Source organism: Microbacterium sp. T3-8, assembly GCF_055398145.1.
Map to the genome: position 1 here is coordinate 2,636,898 of NZ_AP027918.1, position 20,056 is coordinate 2,656,953.

The 20,056-nt window shown below is 69.6% G+C and carries 18 protein-coding genes and 1 tRNA gene; 6 read left to right on the plus strand and 13 right to left on the minus strand.

All coding sequences use genetic code 11. From position 1 onward, the window contains the following. The first annotated feature begins 195 nt into the window (after window positions 1-195). On the plus strand, window positions 196-1,605 hold the full coding sequence (gene gndA, locus ACZ5Y9_RS12640) for an NADP-dependent phosphogluconate dehydrogenase (RefSeq protein ID WP_247625265.1): 1,410 nt from the start codon (window positions 196-198) through the stop codon (window positions 1,603-1,605). Between the two features lie 59 nt (window positions 1,606-1,664). Here gndA and ACZ5Y9_RS12645 read toward each other — a convergent pair whose 3' ends face one another. Together ACZ5Y9_RS12645 and ACZ5Y9_RS12650 are read right to left on the minus strand one after the other, a co-directional pair. Beyond that, window positions 1,665-2,390, minus strand: coding sequence for an ABC transporter ATP-binding protein (locus ACZ5Y9_RS12645; RefSeq protein WP_464471487.1), 726 nt, complete (start codon window positions 2,388-2,390; stop codon window positions 1,665-1,667). A gap of 41 nt (window positions 2,391-2,431) precedes the next feature. Further along, window positions 2,432-3,916 carry an ABC transporter permease gene (locus ACZ5Y9_RS12650; protein WP_464471488.1) on the minus strand — a complete coding sequence of 495 codons (1,485 nt, stop codon included), beginning with the start codon at window positions 3,914-3,916 and terminating at the stop codon, window positions 2,432-2,434. 217 nt (window positions 3,917-4,133) lie between these two features. Here ACZ5Y9_RS12650 and ACZ5Y9_RS12655 point away from each other — a divergent pair, with 217 nt between their 5' ends. Together ACZ5Y9_RS12655 and ACZ5Y9_RS12660 are read left to right on the plus strand one after the other, a co-directional pair. Continuing rightward, window positions 4,134-4,862, plus strand: a complete 729-nt coding sequence (locus tag ACZ5Y9_RS12655) for a response regulator transcription factor (protein ID WP_464471489.1) — start codon at window positions 4,134-4,136, stop codon at window positions 4,860-4,862. Window positions 4,863-4,888: 26 nt separating this feature from the next. After that, a complete protein-coding gene (locus tag ACZ5Y9_RS12660; protein ID WP_464471490.1) occupies window positions 4,889-6,385 on the plus strand; it encodes a sensor histidine kinase in 1,497 nt (498 codons plus the stop codon). Between the two features lie 210 nt (window positions 6,386-6,595). Here ACZ5Y9_RS12660 and ACZ5Y9_RS12665 read toward each other — a convergent pair whose 3' ends face one another. The 7 genes from ACZ5Y9_RS12665 to ACZ5Y9_RS12695 all read right to left on the minus strand — a co-directional run bounded on the left by ACZ5Y9_RS12665 (window position 6,596) and on the right by ACZ5Y9_RS12695 (window position 13,295). Then, window positions 6,596-7,414 (minus strand): DUF559 domain-containing protein, encoded by an 819-nt coding sequence (locus tag ACZ5Y9_RS12665; RefSeq protein ID WP_464471491.1) that lies wholly within the window; start codon window positions 7,412-7,414, stop codon window positions 6,596-6,598. A gap of 231 nt (window positions 7,415-7,645) precedes the next feature. Then, window positions 7,646-9,220: a flavodoxin reductase gene (locus ACZ5Y9_RS12670; protein ID WP_464471492.1), complete on the minus strand. Its 1,575-nt coding sequence runs from the start codon at window positions 9,218-9,220 to the stop codon at window positions 7,646-7,648. A 15-nt stretch (window positions 9,221-9,235) separates the two neighbouring features. Then, entirely contained in the window at window positions 9,236-10,117 is an 882-nt protein-coding gene (locus ACZ5Y9_RS12675; protein ID WP_464471493.1) for an FAD:protein FMN transferase, read from the minus strand. A 49-nt stretch (window positions 10,118-10,166) separates the two neighbouring features. Next, window positions 10,167-10,646 carry an FMN-binding protein gene (locus tag ACZ5Y9_RS12680; protein WP_247634304.1) on the minus strand — a complete coding sequence of 160 codons (480 nt, stop codon included), beginning with the start codon at window positions 10,644-10,646 and terminating at the stop codon, window positions 10,167-10,169. 103 nt (window positions 10,647-10,749) lie between these two features. Then, window positions 10,750-11,784: a ribose-phosphate diphosphokinase gene (locus tag ACZ5Y9_RS12685; RefSeq protein WP_247624857.1), complete on the minus strand. Its 1,035-nt coding sequence runs from the start codon at window positions 11,782-11,784 to the stop codon at window positions 10,750-10,752. Window positions 11,785-11,791: 7 nt separating this feature from the next. Beyond that, window positions 11,792-13,222, minus strand: coding sequence for a bifunctional UDP-N-acetylglucosamine diphosphorylase/glucosamine-1-phosphate N-acetyltransferase GlmU (gene glmU, locus ACZ5Y9_RS12690; protein ID WP_464471494.1), 1,431 nt, complete (start codon window positions 13,220-13,222; stop codon window positions 11,792-11,794). A gap of 1 nt (window position 13,223) precedes the next feature. Next, window positions 13,224-13,295: transfer RNA gene (locus ACZ5Y9_RS12695), tRNA-Gln, on the minus strand. A gap of 82 nt (window positions 13,296-13,377) precedes the next feature. Here ACZ5Y9_RS12695 and ACZ5Y9_RS12700 point away from each other — a divergent pair. The 3 genes from ACZ5Y9_RS12700 to ACZ5Y9_RS12710 are packed head-to-tail and all read left to right on the plus strand — an operon-like array spanning window position 13,378 to window position 15,360. Continuing rightward, window positions 13,378-13,884 carry a GNAT family N-acetyltransferase gene (locus tag ACZ5Y9_RS12700; RefSeq protein WP_247624859.1) on the plus strand — a complete coding sequence of 169 codons (507 nt, stop codon included), beginning with the start codon at window positions 13,378-13,380 and terminating at the stop codon, window positions 13,882-13,884. Beyond that, the gene (locus ACZ5Y9_RS12705) at window positions 13,881-14,375 is read left to right on the plus strand and encodes a MarR family winged helix-turn-helix transcriptional regulator (protein ID WP_247624860.1); all 495 of its coding nucleotides are present in this window, start codon (window positions 13,881-13,883) and stop codon (window positions 14,373-14,375) included. Before ACZ5Y9_RS12700 ends, ACZ5Y9_RS12705 begins: the two co-directional genes overlap by 4 nt. 13 nt (window positions 14,376-14,388) lie before the next feature. After that, a complete protein-coding gene (locus ACZ5Y9_RS12710; protein WP_464471495.1) occupies window positions 14,389-15,360 on the plus strand; it encodes a pseudouridine synthase in 972 nt (323 codons plus the stop codon). A 9-nt stretch (window positions 15,361-15,369) separates the two neighbouring features. Here the strand turns inward: ACZ5Y9_RS12710 and ACZ5Y9_RS12715 are convergent, their stop codons facing one another. From ACZ5Y9_RS12715 to ACZ5Y9_RS12730, 4 genes are all read right to left on the minus strand, one after another. After that, window positions 15,370-16,029: a methionine ABC transporter permease gene (locus tag ACZ5Y9_RS12715; RefSeq protein ID WP_247624862.1), complete on the minus strand. Its 660-nt coding sequence runs from the start codon at window positions 16,027-16,029 to the stop codon at window positions 15,370-15,372. Beyond that, window positions 16,029-17,072: a methionine ABC transporter ATP-binding protein gene (locus tag ACZ5Y9_RS12720; RefSeq protein ID WP_247634301.1), complete on the minus strand. Its 1,044-nt coding sequence runs from the start codon at window positions 17,070-17,072 to the stop codon at window positions 16,029-16,031. The genes ACZ5Y9_RS12715 and ACZ5Y9_RS12720 overlap by 1 nt, the downstream gene beginning before the upstream one ends. A gap of 98 nt (window positions 17,073-17,170) precedes the next feature. Further along, the gene (locus tag ACZ5Y9_RS12725) at window positions 17,171-18,076 is read right to left on the minus strand and encodes a MetQ/NlpA family ABC transporter substrate-binding protein (RefSeq protein WP_402792246.1); all 906 of its coding nucleotides are present in this window, start codon (window positions 18,074-18,076) and stop codon (window positions 17,171-17,173) included. Between the two features lie 146 nt (window positions 18,077-18,222). Beyond that, window positions 18,223-19,971, minus strand: coding sequence for a Na+/H+ antiporter (locus ACZ5Y9_RS12730; protein ID WP_464471496.1), 1,749 nt, complete (start codon window positions 19,969-19,971; stop codon window positions 18,223-18,225). Between the last annotated feature and the right edge of the window lie 85 nt (window positions 19,972-20,056).

Below are 20,056 nucleotides of genomic sequence, written 5' to 3' on the forward strand. Positions count from 1 at the left end.
TCCTCCTCGAAGACGCCGTCTGCATCCAGCGTAGAGGCCCCCGGAGCGGCGCCCTGCCGGTCGCTGACGCAAACCGAGACACACGCGCACGGGTCCCCGGTGACAGCGATACGCTGAGAACAACCCTTCTTCACGATCGAGGAGCCTTCTGTGCCCGAAGCATCAGCCAACATCGGAGTCGTCGGACTCGCCGTCATGGGGTCGAACCTCGCCCGCAACCTCGCCAGCCGCGAGGGCAACACGGTGGCGATCTTCAACCGCAGCTACGAGAAGACCCAGAGCCTTCTCGATGCGCACCCCGAGGCCGGTTTCATCCCGGCGCAGTCCTACCGGGAGTTCGCCGACTCGCTGCAGAAGCCGCGCACGGCGATCATCATGGTCAAGGCCGGCGGCCCGACGGATGCCGTGATCGACTCGCTCGTCGAGGTCTTCGAGCCCGGCGACATCATCGTCGACGGCGGAAACGCGTACTTCCCCGACACGATCCGTCGCGAGAAGGCCGTGCGCGAGACCGGTATCAACTTCGTCGGCGCCGGCATCTCCGGTGGCGAGGAGGGCGCCCTCACGGGCCCCTCGATCATGCCCGGCGGCTCGGACGAGTCGTGGGTCACCCTCGGCCCGATCCTGAAGTCCATCGCGGCGATCGCCGAGGGCGAGCCCTGCGTGACGCACGTCGGCCACGACGGTGCCGGTCACTTCGTGAAGATGGTGCACAACGGCATCGAGTACGCCGACATGCAGCTCATCGCGGAGGCCTACGACCTCATCCGTCGCGGCACGGGCAAGAGCCCCTCCGAGATCGCCGACATCTTCGCCGAGTGGAACAAGGGCGAGCTCGAGTCGTACCTGATCGAGATCACCGCCGAGGTGCTCCGCCAGGTCGACGCCGAGACCGGTAAGCCGCTCGTCGACGTCATCCTCGACCAGGCAGGCGCCAAGGGCACCGGGGCGTGGACCGTGCAGACGGCCCTCTCGCTCGGCGTTCCCGTCTCGGGCATCGCCGAGGCGACCTTCGCCCGTTCGCTCTCGTCGCACCCCGAGCAGCGCGCGGTCGCCGGCGCCCTCCCGGGCCCCGACGAGGAGTTCACCGTCTCGGCCGAGAACACCGAGCAGTTCATCGAGGACGTGCGCCTCGCGCTGTACGCGTCGAAGATCGTCGCCTACTCGCAGGGCTTCGACGAGATCCGTGCCGGCGCCGCCGAGTACGACTGGAACATCGACCTCGGGGCGATCTCGAAGATCTGGCGCGGCGGCTGCATCATCCGCGCACAGTTCCTGAACCGCATCGCCGACGCCTACGCCGAGACCCCCGAGCTGCCGGTGCTCATGACCGCACCGTACTTCGCCGAGGCGCTCACCCGCGGCCAGTCCGCCTGGCGCCGCGTCGTCGTGACCGCCGCGCAGGCCGGCATCCCGGCTCCGGCGTTCTCGTCGTCGCTGTCGTACTACGACGGCATCCGCGCCGACCGCCTGCCCGCCGCCCTGGTGCAGGGTCAGCGCGACTTCTTCGGCGCCCACACCTACAAGCGCATCGACAAGGAAGGCACCTTCCACACGCAGTGGTCGGGCGACCGCACCGAGATCGAGGCAGAGGACACCCACTGACCTCGCGCTGACGCACACGAAGGGCCCCGGCATCACGCCGGGGCCCTTCGTGCGTTCGCCTACTTCGTGATGTCCTGCACGGTGCCCTTCGAAAGCCGCAACCGGCGGGTGGCGCGGCGGGCGACGGCCGAGTCGTGCGTCACGACGATCATCGTGATGCCCTCGGCGCAGAGCCCTTCGAGAAGCGCGAGGATCTCATCGCGCATGCTCTCGTCGAGGTTTCCCGTCGGCTCATCGGCCAGCAGCACGCGCGGGCGCTTGACGATCGCCCGCGCGATCGCGACCCGCTGCTGCTGACCGCCCGAGAGCTCGGTGGGCAGGTGATCGCCGCGGTCGGCGAGCCCCACGTGTTCGAGCGCCTCGGTCACACGACGGCGTCGCTCGCCCTTGTCGAGGGAGGTCGGTTCGAGCGCCATGTCGACGTTCTCGGCGGCCGTGAGCGTGGGGATCAGGTTGAACCCCTGGAACACGAACCCGATCTCCTCGGCCCGGATGCGGCTGAGCTCCTTCGGCGAGGCCGAGGCGAGCTCGGTGCCTCCGAGGGTCAGGGAGCCGGACGACGGGCGGTCGAGCGCGCCGAGCAGCTGGAGCAGCGTGGACTTCCCTCCGCCGGTCGGCCCCTGGATCGTGACGAACTCGCCGGTGCCGATCTCGAGATCGACGCCGGTCAGCGCCTTCACCGTCCGCCCATTCTGGGCGTAGGTGCGCGTGACGCCGGTGGCGCGGTACAGCGGCGCCGCGGCATCCGTCTCCGAAGCGGTGGCGGTGGTGTCGGTGATGGTCATCTTCTTCTCCTGGTCTGTCGTGGGTGTCGTGGACGGCGCGATCACGCGACCGACCGCAGAGCCTCGGCCGGGCTGAGGCGGGCGGCGCGCCAGCCGCCGAAGGCACCGGCGACGAGGCCGCCGAGCACCGCGAGACCGACCGCGGCGACGAGCACCCACGGGGTGAAGGGGGCCTGCAGCACGATGTCGGCCGCCTGCGTGGTCTGGAACATCCCTCCCCCGCCCGTCGGCCCGCCCATACCGCCGGGGCCGCCCTGCGCACCCTCGGTGGCCGCGGCGCCCGCCGCGACCGTCGGCCGGATGACGTTGATCACGATGATTCCGGCGATGCCGATCACGAGGCCGACCGCTCCCCCGATGAGGCCCTGCACCATGGATTCCCCGGCCACCTGGCGCACGACGCGCCCGTTCGACCATCCGATCGCCTTCAGGGTGCCGAACTCCCGGGTGCGGCGCCCGACGCCCGAGAGGGTCAGCAGGACCGACAGCAGCACGGCGACCGCCAGCACGATGATCGAGAGCCACGTGCCGAGGTTGGTGATGAGCGACGTCGCGCTCGACAACGAGCCCGAGACGCTCGACGCGAGCTCGGTCTGCGAGGTGACGGTCGCATCGGGCAGCTCGTCGGTGAGCGCCGCCTGCACCGCGTCGATCGACGATGCCGAGTCGGCCTGCACGTAGACGGTCGAGATCACGTCGCCGGCGCCCGAGAGCTCCTGCGCGGTGTCGAGGGGCAGGTAGACGTTCGCCGCGGTGTCGGCCGCATCCGAGGTGGAGGTGAGGATGCCGACCACCTCGACGTCGGACCCCGCGACGTCGATCGTGTCGCCGACGGCGATGTCATTCGTGGTCGCGTACGTGCTGTCGACGAGGGCGACGAGCGCGCCGCTGTCGTCGGCGTCGAGCGCGCGTCCGTCGCCGACCTCGACCGAGGCGAGCGGTCCGATCGCCGTCGCCGCCGGGTCGATGCCGAGGACGGTGAAGGAATCGACGCCGAACGCGCCGCCGCCCGCCCCATCGGATCCACCCTGCGGAGGAGCCTGGCCCTCTGCGGGCATCTGCCCCTGCTCACCCTGCGTCGCGCCGTCCTGCTGCCCGAACCCGCCGCTCGGGAGTTCGCCCGAGAAGGTGGAGTTGGTGAGGCTCAGTGCGCCCGTCGCGGCCGAGACGCCCTCGGTCGAGGCGACGGTGTCGAGCACCGAGGCCTCCAGCGTGCCGCGCATGAAATCGGTGCTCAACGTGGACTGGTTGAGGGTGGTCGTATCGCCCTCGGTCTCGCCGGAGTCGGCGTCGAACTCGAAGCGCGGGCCACCGCCCTCCCCCGGTTCCGCCGCAGCTCCGGTGACGGTCAGGTCGGTGCCGACGCCGTACACGGACTCGAGGGCCTGCGCCTGCGCGTCGCGCACGCCCGCCGTCAGGGCGTTCACGATGATCACGAGGCCGATCGCGATCGCGAGTCCGATCGCGACGATCGTCGTCTGCTTCTTGCGGCCCGCGAGTTCGCGCCGCAGATATGTTCCGTACATCTCTCTCCTTCTGCCGCGGAGGTCGCGGTGCCAGAGACGACGTTAGGAATGCGCTCTATGCGGATTCGAGGGCGAGGTGATGAAGAGGCTATGGATGAAGAGGCTATGGATGAAGAGGCTATGGATGACGGGGCCGGGGATGACGGCATCCGATCTTCACAGGCTATGCATAGCGCGCTCCATAGAAACCCCATAGGAGGTTCCGCAGAATGAGTGCATGACCAGTGATCTCCCCGACCTGCGCCGCCCCGACGGAACCGCGCTGCGCATCCTCGCGGTCGACGACGAGCAGATGCTCACCGACCTGCTCGCGATGGCCCTGCGCATGGAGGGCTGGGAGGTGCGCACCGCGTCATCCGGCATGGAGGCGCTCCAGGTCGCCCGCGAGTTCGAGCCGGACGCCCTCGTGCTCGACATCATGATGCCCGACCTCGACGGGATGGCCGTGCTGCGGCGCCTGCGCGAATCCGGGAGCCTGGTACCCGTGCTCTTCCTCACCGCGAAGGATGCCGTCGGCGACCGCGTCGCGGGCCTCACCGCCGGCGGTGACGACTACGTGACGAAGCCGTTCAGCCTCGAAGAGGTGATCGCCCGCCTGCGCGCGATCATCCGCCGCACCGGCCACGCGATGGCCGACGACGGACAGTCGATCCTGCGGGTCGCCGATCTCACCCTCAACGAGGACAGCCACGAGGTCGTGCGCGACGGCACCGAGATCGAGCTCACCGCGACCGAGTTCGAGCTGCTGCGGTACCTCATGCGGAACGAGCGTCGCGTGCTCTCGAAGGCGCAGATCCTCGACCGCGTGTGGAGTTACGACTTCGGCGGCAAGTCGTCGGTGGTCGAGCTCTACATCTCGTACCTGCGCAAGAAGATCGACGCCGGACGCACTCCCCTGCTGCACACCGTGCGCGGCGTCGGCTACATGATCAAGGCCCCGCAGTGACGCAGACGAGGATGACGCGTCGGCCGATGAGCCTGCAGACGCGGCTGATGACCGCCGTCATCGGGTTCGTCTCGCTCATCCTCGTGATCGTGGCCGTGATCACCAGCGCGACGCTGGGGAGCACTCTCGAGCGACAGCTCGACGAGCGGATCTACGGCTATGCGGATTCGGTGTCGCGGATCATCAAGCAGGTCTCGCCCGACCTCGTCACCGCCCAGAACATCATCGGACGCGGTGGCGGCGAACCCGGGCTCCTGGTGGCGATCCAGAACCCGGCGACCGGAATCGACGGTGTCGTGGTGCCGAGCTCGACGGACGATTTCGAGGGTGGGACGGATGCCCTCACCTCGGCGCAGCTCGTGCAGATCGCCGATGCTCTCAACGGCCAGCACGTCGCGAACGTCACGATCGAGGGCCTCGGTTCGTACCGGGTGACCGCGTCGACGGCACCCTCCGGCGTCGTGGTCGTGACCGGCCTCCCCCGCGAGGCGATCCAGAATCAGCTCACCGCGCTGCTCACGGTGATCGCGCTCGCGACCATCGGCGGGCTCATCCTGCTCGCCCTCACGACGGCGATCACGATCCGGGTGGGACTGCGACCGCTCCGGGCGGTCGCAGCGACCGCCACCCGCGTGGCCAACCAGCCCCTCGATCGCGGAGAGGTGTCGATCACCGAACGGATCCCCGCGTCTCAGGCAGATCCGCGCACCGAGGCGGGACTCGTCGGCGCATCGCTGAACAAGCTGCTCGATCATGTCGACACCTCACTCGCCGCTCGCCAGAAGAACGAGGAGCGGATGCGGCGCTTCGTCGCCGACGCCAGCCACGAGTTGCGGACTCCCCTCGCCTCGATCCGGGGCTACTCCGAGCTGTCGCTGCGCGCTCTCGAGCAGGCGCACGGACCGGAGGCGATCGAGGGCACGACCACGTCTCTGGAGCGCATCCAGGCCCAATCGCTGCGTATGACGCGTCTGGTCGAGGACCTGCTGCTGCTGGCACGTCTCGACGAGGGGCGCGAGTTGGTCTACGGCACCGTGGACCTCACGCAGCTCGCACTCGAGAGTCTGGCCGATGCCCGGCCGACGGCCGTCGATCACCACTGGAACATCGAGGTGCCCGACGAGCCCGTCGTCGTCGTCGGCGACAGCGGGCGCATGCACCAGGTCGTCGCGAATCTGCTCGCCAACGCGCGGACGCACACCCCCGCCGGCACGACGATCACCCTGTCGGTCGCGCAGGAGGACGACGAGGCCGTGCTGCGCGTGCACGACGACGGTCCCGGCATCGATCCGGTCGTGCGCGACGAGCTCTTCGCCCGCTTCGCGAGGGGCGACAGCTCGCGGGCCCGCCAGACGGGAGGCACGGGTCTGGGGCTCGCGATCGCGAAGGCCATCGTCGAGGGGCACGGCGGCTTCATCTCCGTCGCCAGCGAGCCCGGAGACACGACGTTCACGGTGCGTCTGCCCCGGAACCCCGCGGTTGCGGCGGCCGAGGGTGAGACGTCGGAGGCGAGCGAGGCGTAGGGGCGGGCGTCGGGGCCGCACGTCCTCGGAGCCGCACGGCATCGGGGCCGCACGGCATCGGGGCCGCACGGCATCGGGGCCGCACGGCATCGGGGCCGCACGGCATCGGGGCCGCACGTCTGCACGGAGAAGTCACGTCTGCACGGAACATCCGCCGTGTGCTCCGTGCAGACGTGCGTCGGCCGTGCAGATGAGCGAGGCCACGCAACGTCAGGACGCCCGGGCGAGTGCGGCGATGATCGCCGCCTCGACCACGGGCCAGTCGTGCACGACCTGGGCGTAGTCGAAACGCAGCGTCTCGAATCCTCGCGCGGATGCGGCGGCATCGCGCTGCAGATCGCGATGCCGCTGCGCGGGGTCGCCGTGATGCTCAGCCCCGTCGGTTTCGAGGATGAGTCGCCCGCCGACGACGAAGTCGACCCGTCCCACACCCTCGATCTTCACCTGGCAATCCAGGCGGATGCCGAGGTGGTGCAGCCGCAACCGGAGGAGCGATTCGAGGCCGCTGCCTGCGTCGTACCGAGCGAGGTCGATGAGCCATCGCGCGGACGCCGGCAGCCGCGCTCGCAACAGTCTGGCCGACCCGATCTTGCGCTGACGCATCGCCGATTCGAGAGCGACGAAGAACGCCTCCGCCCCGCGACAGGCGTAAACATGCACCAGCGCGTCTTCGAGCGGCGCCAGTCCAAGAACCGTCGCCCCCTCGAACCAATGGCTGACACAGTCGCATCCGGTGTGATGGACGCGTCCGTTCTCTCCGAGCCACACATGCAGGTCCGGATCATCATCGAGCACCCAGATCCCGTGCATCCGCAGCGCCGCCGTGCAGGTGAGCGCTCCTCCGTGAGCAGCAGCGGCGACGAGTTCCGGGGCGGTGCGATCAGTCGCGAACACCCCTCGCCGCACGCGCACGACAGTCCCGTCGCGAACGGCTCGCGCAACGTGGAACCGTGTCAGACCGAAACGATGCAGGAAGGTGCCGCGGGCGATGCCGCCGCTGTGGTTGATCACATGTGCAGGCGAGAGCATCCGACCATCGTCACCGATCTCGACGAGCAGCCAAGTGCTCTCCCGCCGCGTGCGCGAAGAACTCTCGTAGCTGCTCCGTAGTGCAGAAAGAGTGCACGCATCACACCTGCACGGAGTGCGCACGTCTGCACGGTGGAAACCGGCATCCGCCCGTGCGGACGTGTTTCCTCCGTGCAGGTGCGCACGTGCGGCGGGCTGCAGTCGGCTGAGACGGCGCGCACCGCGCGCGGGTCAGTACCCGGCGAAGGCGTCGGTGGTCAAGGCACGGGCGCGCTGGAGAGCGGGCGCGAGGTCGGCGATCAGGCGAGGCGGACCCGAGATGAACGCATGACGATCGGCGATGTCGGGCACGAAGCGGTCGAGACCGTCGGCGTCGAGGCGGATGCCGTGCGCCCAGGTCCAGTGCGGCGGGAGGTCGTGCGGCTGGTCTCGGGTGAACACGACCACGTGCGCTCCGGTCGCGGCGAGCTCGTCGCGGAACGCGAGCTCGGCGGCCTCCGCCGCGACGTACACGAGCACGACGTCGCGCTCGACGCCCTGGGCCTGCAGCTGCCGGAGCTGCGAGACGAACGGCGTGACGCCGATGCCGGCGGCCACCATCAGCACAGGGCTCTCGCCGCGCGGGAGCAGGAAGTCGCCCCAGGTGCCGGTGACCGCGAGCGTCGTGCCCGGTTCGGCGGCGGCGAGGGCGCGCTTGTACGACGACGGATGCTGCTGGTCGCCGTTCTTGTACGCGATGCGCAGCGTCGGAAGGTCGGCCGGAGCGGAGACGATGCTGAACTCGCGGCGGGTTCCCCGTGCGTCCGGGCGGTGATGCGGCACGTCGAGTTCGAGGTACTGCCCGGGGAGGAACGACACCTTCCCCTTCGCGCGGAACGTCAGCTCCTGCGCGGTGGGTGTGACGAACCGGCGCTTCTCGAGCACCAGGCGAACCGAGCCGCGCACCGCGAACGCGAAGGCCACGAGGTTGCCGATGAGGAGCGCCCGTTCCTGGCCGAGCGTGAACAGCCCGGCGATCGAGATCGGCCAGCCGGCCAGCACGCCCACGACCGCGGCGACCGAGAACTGCTGCCAACGCCGCGGCGGCAGGGTCAGCGGCTCGGAGAGCATGAATGCCCCGAGGAAGAGGAACGGCGACTGCAGCAGCGCGAACGAGAACGCGGTGCCGAGATCGGCGTCGAGGCCGGCCTGCTGGGCCTGCACGAACTGGCGCAGCATCGACGTGGCGAGAGCGATCACGAGGAACAGCAGCACGATCCGCACCTTCTCGGTGCGCCACAGCACGGCGAGACCGAGCAGCACGACCGGGATCGTGAGCGACGGGGTGCCGACCCACCACGATGCCGAGGTGCCGAGCCACGAGAACGCCCCGAACGACCCGACGATCGAGACGACGGCGGCGCCGAACGCGGCGGGGTTGAGGATGTGGCGTCCGCGCCAGGCGAGCAGGTACTTCGACAGGCTCGCCACGGCGCCCGCGATCGCGAGACCGAGGATCGCCTGCACATCGACGCCCGGGCGCAGGACGAAGAGCAGGATCAGCGCGGTCACGAGCGACGACTCGATACGCCACGGCAGGCGGAGCAGACGCTGCACCAGCGCATCCACGCCCGAGATCACGACGGCGAGCACCAGGAACGACACCACGATCTCGACCGGTGTGGGCGAGACGATGACCCCGAGCGCCGACAGGCCGAGGGCAATGACGGCGAGGGCGATGAGCGCGAACAGCACCAGCCGGTACATCGACAGGGCCCCGAGGAGGGCGAGCACGCGCTGCCGTGCGGCGGTGAAGGAACGGTTCATGAGCTCGACTCTTCCCTATCGGGGCGAACGGGTGGGGGTGAAGATCTCGACGGGGCACCCGGGTGAGCGCTGCGCTCGGCCGTCGGTGCTCATGCGCACCCACTCGACGCCCCAGCGGGCGGCGAGTTCGGGGCCGCCGTCGAAGAAGAGCGCGGTGGCGACGGCATCCGCGGTCATGGCGTCGGGTGCGATCGCCCAGGTCGCCGCCCAGGTGCGCACCGGCAGTCCGGTACGGGCGTCGAGCACGTGGTGCAGTCCGTCGCCCCAGGCCCGGCGGTTGATGGCCGAGGCGCACAGGGCCTGGTCACGGATCGTGGCGATGCCGATCGCCCGCGACGGATCGAACGGATGCTCCAGGCCGATGCGCACACCGGCGCCGTCGGCACCAGCGCCGCGCACGGCGAGGTCTCCGCCGGCATCGACGATCAGGTCACCCGCGACAGAGCTCAGCGCATCGCGCACGAGGTCGACGAGACGCCCCTTGCCGAGCGCACCGACGTCGATCAGTGCGGGATGCGCGACCGCCGCCGTGCCCGTCGTCCACCGCACCCGGTCGGTCCAATCGGCCGGCGCGATCACCGGATCTGCGGCGGTGAGCGAGTAGTCGGCGTCGTAACCGAGGGCTTCGAGGCTCTCCCCCACGAGCGGATTGACCGCCCCGGCGGTCGCATCCGACAGCTCGCGGTACGCGTCGAGCATCGCCCCCGCGTCGGGAGAGGCGAGCATGCCGCCCTCGCGCGCGAGGCGCGTGACATCGGAGTCGGGGCGGAACCGCGACCACTCCCGGTCGAAGCGCTCGATCACGGCATCGACGGCACCGCGGGAGTCCGCCGACAGCTCATCGGCCGACTCGATCTCCCAGCGCGTGCCGATCGCCTCGAATCGCCAGATCACCATCGCAGGATCACCACGACCACGTCACCACCGCCAGATCACCCGTCGGGGATCAGGCTGCGGCCTGCTCCTTGATGTCATCGACGGCGGCGTTGAACCCACCGCTGGTCAGCGAGGATCCGGCCACGCGACTGACGTTCAGGTCGTCGAGCGCCTTGCCCTCGACCTCTTCGGAGATGCCGTCGATGAACGCGCCCTGGTACTGCTCGGTCTCGCGCGCCTGCGGGTCACCGGTCACCTCGACGTCGGTGACGACGCCGTCGGCGAGGGTGAGGGTCACCGAGATCGTCTCGACCGATTCGGGGGTCTGGTACGAGCCCTCCGCCGTGTAGGTGCCGTCGGCGTACGACGACGACGCGTCGGCGCCCGAGGAGGACTCCGAGCCGGTCGCGCTGTCGGTGCCCGAGGTGCTGTCGGTCGTCCCGCCGGTGTCGGTCGGCGTGGTCGCGCACCCGGCAAGGACGAGGAGTCCGGCGATGCCCACGAGGGCGGATCCCTTGCGGACGGAAGTCGGTACGGTCGTGCGGATCATGGTGGTCCTCCCGGCTCGGTGTCGTCGACGCGGTGTCGATGATCCGAGCGTAGGAAGGGTGGCTATGTGCCCGCTGTGCCGTGTCGAGGCGAAGGCTATGGGCCTACGCGTCGCCGCCGAACATGCTCGTGACCGAGCCATCCTCGAAGACCTCGTGGATCGCGCGGGCGAGCAGCGGAGCGATCGGGAGGATCGTGAGCTTGTCCCAGCGACGCGACTCGGTGAGCGGGATCGTGTCGGTGATGACGACCTCGTCGATCGAGGAGTCCTGCAGACGATCGGATGCCGGGTCGCTGAAGATCGCGTGCGTCGCCGCGACGATGACGCGGTGCGCGCCGGCCGCCTTCAGCGCCTGCGCGGCCTTGACGATCGTGCCGCCGGTGTCGATCATGTCGTCGACGAGGAGGCAGGTGCGGCCCTCGACCGTCCCGACGATCTCGTGCACGGAGACCTGGTTCGCGACCTTCGGATCGCGGCGCTTGTGGATGATCGCGAGCGGGGCGCCGAGGCTGTCGGACCACGTGTCGGCGACGCGCACGCGCCCCATGTCGGGCGAGACGACCGTGAGGATCTCGCGGTCCGCGGCCGAGAGCGTGCGCTCGAAGTAGTCGAGCAGCACGGGCTTGGCGAAGAGGTGATCGACGGGACCGTCGAAGAAGCCCTGGATCTGCGCGGCGTGCAGGTCGACGCTCATCACGCGGTCGGCGCCGGCGGTCTTGAGCAGGTCGGCGACGAGACGGGCGCTGATCGGCTCGCGACCGCGGCCCTTCTTGTCCTGACGCGAGTACGGATAGTACGGGGCGACGACCGTGATGCGCTTGGCCGAAGCGCGCTTGGCGGCGTCGATCATGATGAGCGTCTCCATGAGCCACTCGTTGACCGGCTCGCCGAAGGTCTGCACGAGGAAGAGATCGACGCCGCGGATCGACACCTCGAAGCGCGCGTAGATCTCGCCGGAGGCGAAGGTGCGGTGCTCGACCGGAGCGATCTCCGTGCCGAGGGCCTCGGCGACGGCCGCCGTGAGCTCGGGGTGCGAGCGCCCACCCGCGACGACGAGCCGCTTCTTGGTCTTCGCGATGATGCCGGGGGCTACCCCGTTGTCGCGATCCAGATCGACCGTCTTCTTCTTCCGGGCCATGGCCTGCCTATTCCGCCGCTCGCTCTCGGGCCACGGCATCCGCCGCGCCCGTCCCTGCTCTGTTCTTCTCGACCCAGCCCTCGATGTTGCGCTGGGGTGCGACGGTCATGGCCAGTGCACCGGCCGGAACATCCTTGCGGACGACCGCGCCGGCGCCGGTCTTCGCGCCTGCTCCCAGCCTAACGGGCGCGACGAGCACCGTGTGCGACCCGGTGTGCACCTCGTCGCCGATCTCCGTTCGGTGCTTGTTCACGTCGTCGTAGTTCGCCGTGATCGTGCTCGCGCCGAGGTTCACGCCGCGGCCGATCGTGGCGTCTCCCACGTACGACAGATGCGGCACCTTGCTGCCCTCGCCGATCTCGGCGTTCTTGGTCTCGACGTACGCGCCGATCTTTCCCTTCGCGCCCAGGATCGTGCCGGGGCGCAGGAAGGAGAACGGCCCGACCGTCGCCTCGGCTCCGATCACCGCGAACGTCGCGTCGGTACGGCGCACGGTCGCGCCCTCGCCTACCTCGCAGCCGACGAGCGACGTGTCGGGACCGATGATCGCGCCCTCCGCGATCGTCGTGGCGCGCAGGATGTGCGTGTTCGGGAGGATCGTGACGTCGGGGGCGAGCACGGCGTCGTCGTCGATCCACGTCGTGGCCGGGTCGACGACCGTGACGCCCTCGAGCTGCCAGCGGCGGACGATGCGCTCGTTGAGCACGCGTCCCGCCTCGGCGAGCTGGATACGGTCGTTGATGCCGAACGTCGATGCGGTGTCGACCGCGATCTCCGCCGCGACGCGGTGCTGCGCACCTCGCAGCAGTTCGATCACGGTGGTCAGGTACATCTCGCCCTGTGCGTTGTCCTGGCCGACCTGTGCGAGGAAGCTGCGCAGCTCGGGGGCGCGGAAGACGTAGACGCCGGCGTTGATCTCGGTGACGGCGGCCTCGGCGGCGGTGGCGTCCTTCTGCTCGACGATGCGCTGCACGGTGCCGTCCGCGTCGCGGATGACACGGCCGTATCCGGTGGGATCGTCGAGGCGCGCACTCAGCAACGTCGCGGCGGCGGCGGCCGCTCGGTGGCCCTCGATGAGGGCGCTGAGTGTGTCGGCTTCCAGGAGCGGAACATCTCCCGACAGCACGAGCACGTCGCCCGTGAAGTCGTCGGGGAGGGCATCGATCGCGACCTGCACGGCGCGACCGGTGCCCGGCACGTCGTCCTGATCGATGAACACGGCGTCCGGGTAGTCCTCGGCGAGGGCCGCGACGACCTGGTCGCGCTCGTGCCGCACGACGACCTCGACGTGCGCGGCGCCGAGCCGGGCAGCGGTCGTGAGCACGTGGCCGACGAGCGGGCGACCGCCGATCGGGTGCAGCACCTTCGGCAGCCGGGACTTCATGCGCGTGCCCTGCCCTGCGGCGAGGACGACGATCGCGAGGTTGTTCTCCGTCATGCTCCGCCGCCAGGACTCGAACCTAGACCTCACAGCTCCAAAGGCTGTCGTGCTGCCATTACACCACGGCGGACCGCGGCCTCCGCGAGGAAAGCCGCCCGCTCATTCTGCCACGCCGACATCGGCGCGAAACACGGCTCTGGGATGCTTCGACCATGAGCATCCTGATCGACCGCGTCGCGGGCCCGACCCCCGGCCTCGCCGCGTTCCTCCTCGCGCACCACGACGACATGGCCGGCACCGCGCCGCCCGAGAGCCAGCACGCGCTGTCGCTCGATCGGCTCCTCGCCCCGGGCGTGCGGCTGTTCGTAGCGCGCGACGGCGACGATCTCGTCGCCACGGGAGCACTCGCTCCGCTCGCCGAGGGTCACGAGGAGCTCAAGTCGATGCGCACCGAGCCCGCCCGCCGGGGACAGGGTCTGGGGCGGGCGATGCTCGACGCCCTGCTCGCCGACGCCCGCAGCCGCGGCATCCGCCGAATCTCGCTCGAGACCGGCAGCGCGGAGTTCTTCCGCCCGGCGCACGCGCTGTATGCGCGAGCCGGGTTCGTGGAGTGCGCCCCGTTCGGCTCCTACCTGCCCGACCCGCACAGCACGTTCATGACCGTCGAGCTCGGCGACGAAGCGCAGTCGGGGCCCTCGGGCGCGATAATGGAGGGATGAGCGCAACGGACGAGGTCGATCGGATCGTCGGCGCCTGGAACACCCAGCGCCCCGACCTCGACTTCTCGCCCCTCGAGGTGCTCTCCCGCATGGACCGGCTCTCGCGCCACCTCGACCGCGCGCGACGCGACGTCTTCCGCCGCAGCGACCTCGAGCCCTGGGAGTGGGACGTGCTCTCGGCGCTGCGCCGCGCGGGGGCGCCGTTCCAGCTCTCCCCCAAGCAGCTGCTGCAGCAGACGCTCGTCTCGAGCGGCACGATGACCAATCGCATCGACCGCCTCGTCGGGCGTCGCCTGGTGCGACGAGAGGCCGATCCCGGCGACGGCCGGAGCATCCTGGTCACGCTGACCGACGACGGACGCACGCGGGTGGATGCCGCGATCACCCGCCTCGTCGACGTCGAGGCCGACCTGCTGCAGGCGCTGTCGCGGGGCGACCGCGATCGGCTGGCCGGGTTGTTGCGCAAGCTCAGCCTGAGCTTCGACGCGTGAGCGGCGTGCGCTGATGGGCATGCCCTCGCCCCTTCCCGTGCGCGACGGTGTCGGCGCGACGCGCCTGCACGTGCCGCTCACCGGGCCATGGCCGACGATCGCCGACTACATGGTGGAGCGTTTCTTCCACCTCGAGCCGGAACTGCTGCGGGTGCGCTTCGACCGCGGTGAGATCGTCGACATCGACGCCCGCGCAGTGCCGCGCGATGCGCCCCTGGGGAGCGTGGAGTTCGTCTGGTACTACCGCGAGCCCCCGGTCGAGAGCGTCATCCCCTTCGAGATCGAGGTCCTCCACCGCGACGACGACCTCGTCGTGGTCGACAAGCCGCACTTCCTCCCGACGACGCCGGGCGGCAAGTTCCTGCAGAACTCCGCCCTGGTGCGGCTGCGCAACCTCCTCGACAACCCCGACCTCGCTCCGATCCACCGCCTCGATCGAGCGACGGCCGGCCTGCTGATGTTCTCCGCGCGCCCCGCGACGCGCGGCGCCTACCAGCTTCTCTTCGAGACCCGCCGGGTGCAGAAGACCTACGAGGCGGTGTCGGCCCGACCCGAGGGCTGGGATCCCGAGCGTCCGGCCCTGGCGGGGCATCCGCTCCCCCTCGTCTACCGCACCCACATCGACAAGCATCGCGGCGAACTGCGCGTGCGGGTCGACGACGAGCGCGAGCCGAACTCGGAGACGCTGATCGAGCTCATCCGTACCGATGACCAGGTCGTGCACACGCTGCTGCGCCCGCACAGCGGCAAGATGCACCAGTTGCGCGTGCACCTCTCGGCTCTGGGCGCCGGCATCCTGAACGATCCGTTCTATCCCGAGCTGCGTCCGGAGGCGCCCGACGACTTCGCCCGGCCCATGCAGCTGCTCGCGCGCGAGCTGAGCTTCACCGACCCGCTGTCGGGCGAGGATCGCGTGTTCACGACGCGTCGTCGCCTGCAGGACGCTCCCGCCGACGACGCGGCAGAAGCCCCCGCAGGCGACTGACGGGCGCGCTCAGCGGCGCATGATCTTGCGCGCCAGGCGCGTACCCAGCATCTGCACGAGATGCACGAACACGACGATGAGGGCGATCGCGGCCCACATCACGACCGGTTCGAACTGACGGAAACCGTAGATCTGCGCGAACGCTCCGAGGCCGCCACCACCGATCAGACCGGCCATCGCGGTCATGTCGATGAGCGCGACCACGATGAACGTGTAGCCGAGGATGAGCGGGCCCAACGACTCGGGGATCGCGACGGTGAAGAGGATGCGGAGAGGGCCTGCGCCCATCGCGCGCGCCGCCTCGATGACACCGGGCGACACCGAGACGAGATGCTGCTCGACGATGCGTCCGATCGCGAAGGAGGCGGCGAGGGCGATGATGAAGGCTCCGGCCGTGGTGCCGATACCGACGCCCACCACGACGCGGGCGAACGGTTGCGCGACGGCCATGAAGATGACGAACGGGATCGGACGGAAGATGTTCACCGCGAGGTTCGCGAGCATCGACACGGCGCGGTTCGGCAGCAGACCACCGGGGCGGGTCACGTAGAGGATGACGCCGATGAGGAGTCCGAGCACGCCGCCGAGGACGAGCGCGAACGACGTCATGTACAGCGTCTCGAGCGCGGCGGCCCAGAACTCGGGCATCAGTTCCTGCAGACGATCCATCAGCGGGCCTCCTCTCGTGCGATCTCGGTGACTTCGACGCGTTCGGCGATGGCCGCGAGGGTGCGGTCGATGGCGGCGCTCTCGCCGCGGATCGCCAGGGTCAGGTGACCGAAGGCGCGCCCGCGGATGTCGTTGATGCCGCCGTAGACGAGTTCGAAGTCGAGGCCGGCCGCAGCGAGATCGAGGAAGACCTGCGCCTGCGAGGAATCGCCGTCGCGGAACGAGAAGGTGACCAGGCGTCCGCGGTGGCGCTCACGCAGCACCGACAGCTCGGCCGGCGACGGAACGCCCTTGACCACCGTGCCGACGAAGCGCTGCGACGCCGGATTCTGCGGGGCGGAGAAGACGTCGAACACGTCGCCCTGCTCGATCACGCGGCCGTTCTCCATGACCGCGACCTTCGTGGCGATCGTCTGGATCACGTCCATCTCGTGGGTGATGACGACGATGGTGACGCCCTGCTCCTGGTTGACCCGCTTGAGCAGATCGAGCACCTCATGGGTCGTCTGCGGGTCGAGCGCGCTGGTCGCCTCGTCGGCGAGCAGGATCGCGGGGCCCGTGGCGAGGGCGCGGGCGATGCCCACGCGCTGCTTCTGACCTCCGGAGAGCTGCTCGGGGTAGGCCTTGGCCTTATCGGACAGACCGACGAACGAGAGCAGCTCGGTCACGCGGGCCTCGATGTCGGCCTTCGACCAGCCCGCGAGCTTGAGCGGATATGCGACGTTCGCGCGCACCGTGCGCGAGGAGAACAGGTTGAACTGCTGGAAGATCATGCCGATGCCGCCGCGCACCTTGCGCAGCGCACTCTCGGAGAGCGAGGTGATGTCGACGCCGTCCACCAGGATCGTGCCGCCGGTGGCGGGCTCGAGGGCGTTGATCAGGCGCACCAGTGTCGACTTGCCGGCCCCCGAGTATCCGATGATGCCGAACACGTCGCCCTTCTCGATCGACAGGGTCACGTCGTCGACGGCGATGATCTCGGCGTCTCCCGGTACGCGGGAGGGATAGGCCTTCGACACGTTGGTCAGGCTCACGATCGGCATGGAAGCTCCGGTGGGTGGGATGTCGGGAAACGACGAATCGGGTGACGCACGAGGCGCCACCCGATTCTCTCGCATCAGGCGGGGTGTCCCCGCCCTGATCACTTGTTCGCTGCGGTGTCCTTCTGGACCTTCTCGAGCGAGGCGACGAGGTCGGCGACCGGCGTCTGCAGCGGCACCGCGGTGTCACCCGACGACTCGAGGAGTCCGGCCTGGACGGCCTCGTCGGTCTGGAAGATCTCGACGAGCTTGAGGTAGGTCTCGTTGTCGGCGTCTTCGGCGCGAGCGGCGAAGATGTTCACGTACGGCAGCGCGTTGGGGTCTTCCGGGTCGTCCTGGGCGATCGCGTCGCTGAAGGTGAGACCGGCGTCCTCGACGAAGTCGTTGTTGATGATCGCGGCTGCGACATCGGGCAGCGAGGTCGGGATGAGCGCGGCCTCGAGCGCGGTGACCTTGACCTTGCTCTTGTCGGTGTCGACGTCGGCGAGGTCGGAGAAGATGGTTCCGCCGCTCTTGAGCTCGACGAGGCCGGCCGACTGGAGCACGAGCAGGGCGCGCGCCTGGTTCGAGGCGTCGTCCGGAACGGCGACGGTCTCGCCCTCGGGGATGCTGTCGACGTCGTCGTACTTCTTCGAGTACAGGCCCAGCGGGTAGATCGCGGTGGAACCGATCGGGGTGAGGTCCGAGCCCGAGTCCTCGTTGTAGCCGGCGAGGTACACGATGTGCTGGAACTGGTTGAGGTCGATCTCGCCCTCGGTCAGCGCGGGGTTCGGCTGCTCGTAGGAACCGAAGTCGACGAGCTCGACCGTGATGCCCTCTTCCTCAGCGGCCTCGACGAAGGCGGGCCACTGCGGGTCGCCCTTGCCGACGACGCCGATCTTGACGACCTCGTTCTCGGACGAACCCGAGTCGGAGCCGGCATCGGTGGACGTGGCGCATCCGGCGAGCGCGACGAAGAGCGGGACCGCGGCGAGCGCGGCGATGATGGACGTGGTACGACGGGACATGATGTGTGCGAGTTCCTCTCTCAGGGACTCCCATACGTTAGGCAGGTGCGACGCCGGGCGCGGAATCGACTGTCACACAGCGTCACCGGGCCCGACGGCCGCGCGTGTCGGGTCCGTACGGAGCGCGTCCTCTCCTTCGACGTCGGTCAGTCAAACTCCTCGATCCCCTGCAGGCGCACCTGCTCGAGGTCGAGGCGGGCGGCGATGCGCCGCACCACGATGTCATCGACGGTGCCGGAGCGGCGCAGGCCGATCAGCACCTCGCGCTTGCGGTCGAGGAGGGCGAGCTTGAGCCGGGTGTGCTCCTCGTGGCGCACGAGGGGCGAGCGCTGCAGCACGTCGACGTCGGTGGAGGTCGCGATCATCTGCAGGGTGGTGCCGTCGACGGCATCCGTCACTCCCCCGACGCCCAGTGCATCGTCGAGGGCATCGGATGCCGGGGCGCCGGGCGCCGTCGTGTCGGGGGCGTCGAGCAGGGCGTCGAGTTCGCGCGCCTCGGCGTCGACGAGCGCCTGCTCGCGGGCCAACGCCTTCGCGTTGGCGAGCTCGAGCATCTGGTATCCCTCGGAGCGCACGCGATCGCGCACCTCCTGACCGATGCCGTGCTCGGCGGCGAGGTCATCGAGCGCCGAGAGCGCGGCCCCCGAGATCGCCCGTTCGGCGAGCTCGTACTCCTCCTGCTCGGCGTGGTCGACCGGCATCCGCGCCCAGCGCACGACCGCCGGCAGCAGCGGACCCTGCACGAGCAGGCTGAGGAGGATGACGCCGGCGGTCACGAACACGACCTCGTCACGACCCGACGACCCCTCGGCGAGACTCGTCGGCACCGACAGCGCGATCGCCAGCGAGACCGCGCCGCGCATACCGGCGACGGTCGAGACCACGCGCGACCGGGCGCGCAGACCGCGCGGCGGCCGGGTGGCGGGCCGTTGGAAGAACCCGGTGAAGAACTGGAAGAGGTAGCGCACGACCACGAGCGTCGCCCAGACGGCGATCGAGGTGAGCACGAGCCAGCCGATCATCGCGGCCGAGATCTCGTGCACGACGTACTGCACCTCGAGACCGATGAGGATGAACAGCGCGCCGTTGAGCAGGAACACCCCGAACGGCCAGACCGCGTCGGACTGGCGGCGGGAGGATGCCGTCGTGACGCGCGGCGAGACGTACGAGGCGATGAGCCCCGCCACGACCACGGCGAGCACGCCCGAGGCGTGGATCAGCTCGGCGACGAGGAACGCGGAGAACGGGATGAGCAGCATCGTGACGTTGATGACCGCCGTACGATTCGACTGGCGCAGCACCAGCACGCCGAGCATCGCGATCACGACACCTGCGGCGATGCCGCCCACGTACGACACGAGCACCGTCCAGGTGACCGACCACGGGGTGACCTGGCCGCCGACGGCGAGCGAGACGGCGATGGCGTAGAGCACCAGCGCGGTGCCGTCGTTGGTGAGGCTCTCGGCCTTCAGCTTCATGAACATGCGCCGCGGCAGCAGGCGGCCGAGGGCCGCGACCGCGGTGGCGTCCGGCGGGGCGACCGCGGCACCGAGGATGAGGGCGATCTCCCACGGCATCCCGAACAGCACGCCGACGCCGGCGACCGCGAAGGCCGAGGCGACGACCAGGAGCGTGCTCATCGGGAGGATGTACCGGAAGTCGCGGCGGATCGACCGCAGCGACGTCGTCAGGCTCTCCCAGAACAGCATCACCGGCAGGAACAGCAGCAGCACGGTCTCGGGCGGCAGCTGCACCTCGCGCAACGCCGGCACGAAGCCGAGCAGAAGCCCGAAGACGACGAGCACCAGCGGCAGCGCCAGCCGCACCCGCGGTGCGATCAGAGTGCCGACGAGAATCGTGAGCCCGAGCAGGACCGTGACCTCGAGTCCTTCCATGTGTACCTCCCGGTGCCGCAGAATCGTGCTGTGCGACACCGGCCGGCGTCAGACCCCGCCCAGAGCACAGCGCGTCGCAAGGCAA

Bases quoted from the DNA above. Each gene is read 5' to 3' on its own strand.
- ACZ5Y9_RS12680 (WP_247634304.1), bottom strand. From the start codon at position 10,646: ATGATCCGCACGACCGTACCGACTTCCGTCCGCAAGGGATCCGCCCTC.
- ACZ5Y9_RS12665 (WP_464471491.1), bottom strand. From the start codon at position 7,414: ATGCTCTCGCCTGCACATGTGATCAACCACAGCGGCGGCATCGCCCGC.
- ACZ5Y9_RS12655 (WP_464471489.1), top strand. From the start codon at position 4,134: ATGACCAGTGATCTCCCCGACCTGCGCCGCCCCGACGGAACCGCGCTG.
- ACZ5Y9_RS12710 (WP_464471495.1), top strand. From the start codon at position 14,389: ATGGGCATGCCCTCGCCCCTTCCCGTGCGCGACGGTGTCGGCGCGACG.
- gndA (WP_247625265.1), top strand. From the start codon at position 196: ATGGGGTCGAACCTCGCCCGCAACCTCGCCAGCCGCGAGGGCAACACG.
- ACZ5Y9_RS12645 (WP_464471487.1), bottom strand. From the start codon at position 2,390: ATGACCATCACCGACACCACCGCCACCGCTTCGGAGACGGATGCCGCG.
- ACZ5Y9_RS12670 (WP_464471492.1), bottom strand. From the start codon at position 9,220: ATGAACCGTTCCTTCACCGCCGCACGGCAGCGCGTGCTCGCCCTCCTC.
- ACZ5Y9_RS12700 (WP_247624859.1), top strand. From the start codon at position 13,378: ATGAGCATCCTGATCGACCGCGTCGCGGGCCCGACCCCCGGCCTCGCC.
- ACZ5Y9_RS12660 (WP_464471490.1), top strand. From the start codon at position 4,889: ATGAGCCTGCAGACGCGGCTGATGACCGCCGTCATCGGGTTCGTCTCG.
- ACZ5Y9_RS12705 (WP_247624860.1), top strand. From the start codon at position 13,881: ATGAGCGCAACGGACGAGGTCGATCGGATCGTCGGCGCCTGGAACACC.
- ACZ5Y9_RS12685 (WP_247624857.1), bottom strand. From the start codon at position 11,784: ATGGCCCGGAAGAAGAAGACGGTCGATCTGGATCGCGACAACGGGGTA.
- glmU (WP_464471494.1), bottom strand. From the start codon at position 13,222: ATGACGGAGAACAACCTCGCGATCGTCGTCCTCGCCGCAGGGCAGGGC.
- ACZ5Y9_RS12725 (WP_402792246.1), bottom strand. From the start codon at position 18,076: ATGTCCCGTCGTACCACGTCCATCATCGCCGCGCTCGCCGCGGTCCCG.
- ACZ5Y9_RS12715 (WP_247624862.1), bottom strand. From the start codon at position 16,029: ATGGATCGTCTGCAGGAACTGATGCCCGAGTTCTGGGCCGCCGCGCTC.
- ACZ5Y9_RS12720 (WP_247634301.1), bottom strand. From the start codon at position 17,072: ATGCCGATCGTGAGCCTGACCAACGTGTCGAAGGCCTATCCCTCCCGC.
- ACZ5Y9_RS12730 (WP_464471496.1), bottom strand. From the start codon at position 19,971: ATGGAAGGACTCGAGGTCACGGTCCTGCTCGGGCTCACGATTCTCGTC.
- ACZ5Y9_RS12675 (WP_464471493.1), bottom strand. From the start codon at position 10,117: ATGGTGATCTGGCGATTCGAGGCGATCGGCACGCGCTGGGAGATCGAG.
- ACZ5Y9_RS12650 (WP_464471488.1), bottom strand. From the start codon at position 3,916: ATGTACGGAACATATCTGCGGCGCGAACTCGCGGGCCGCAAGAAGCAG.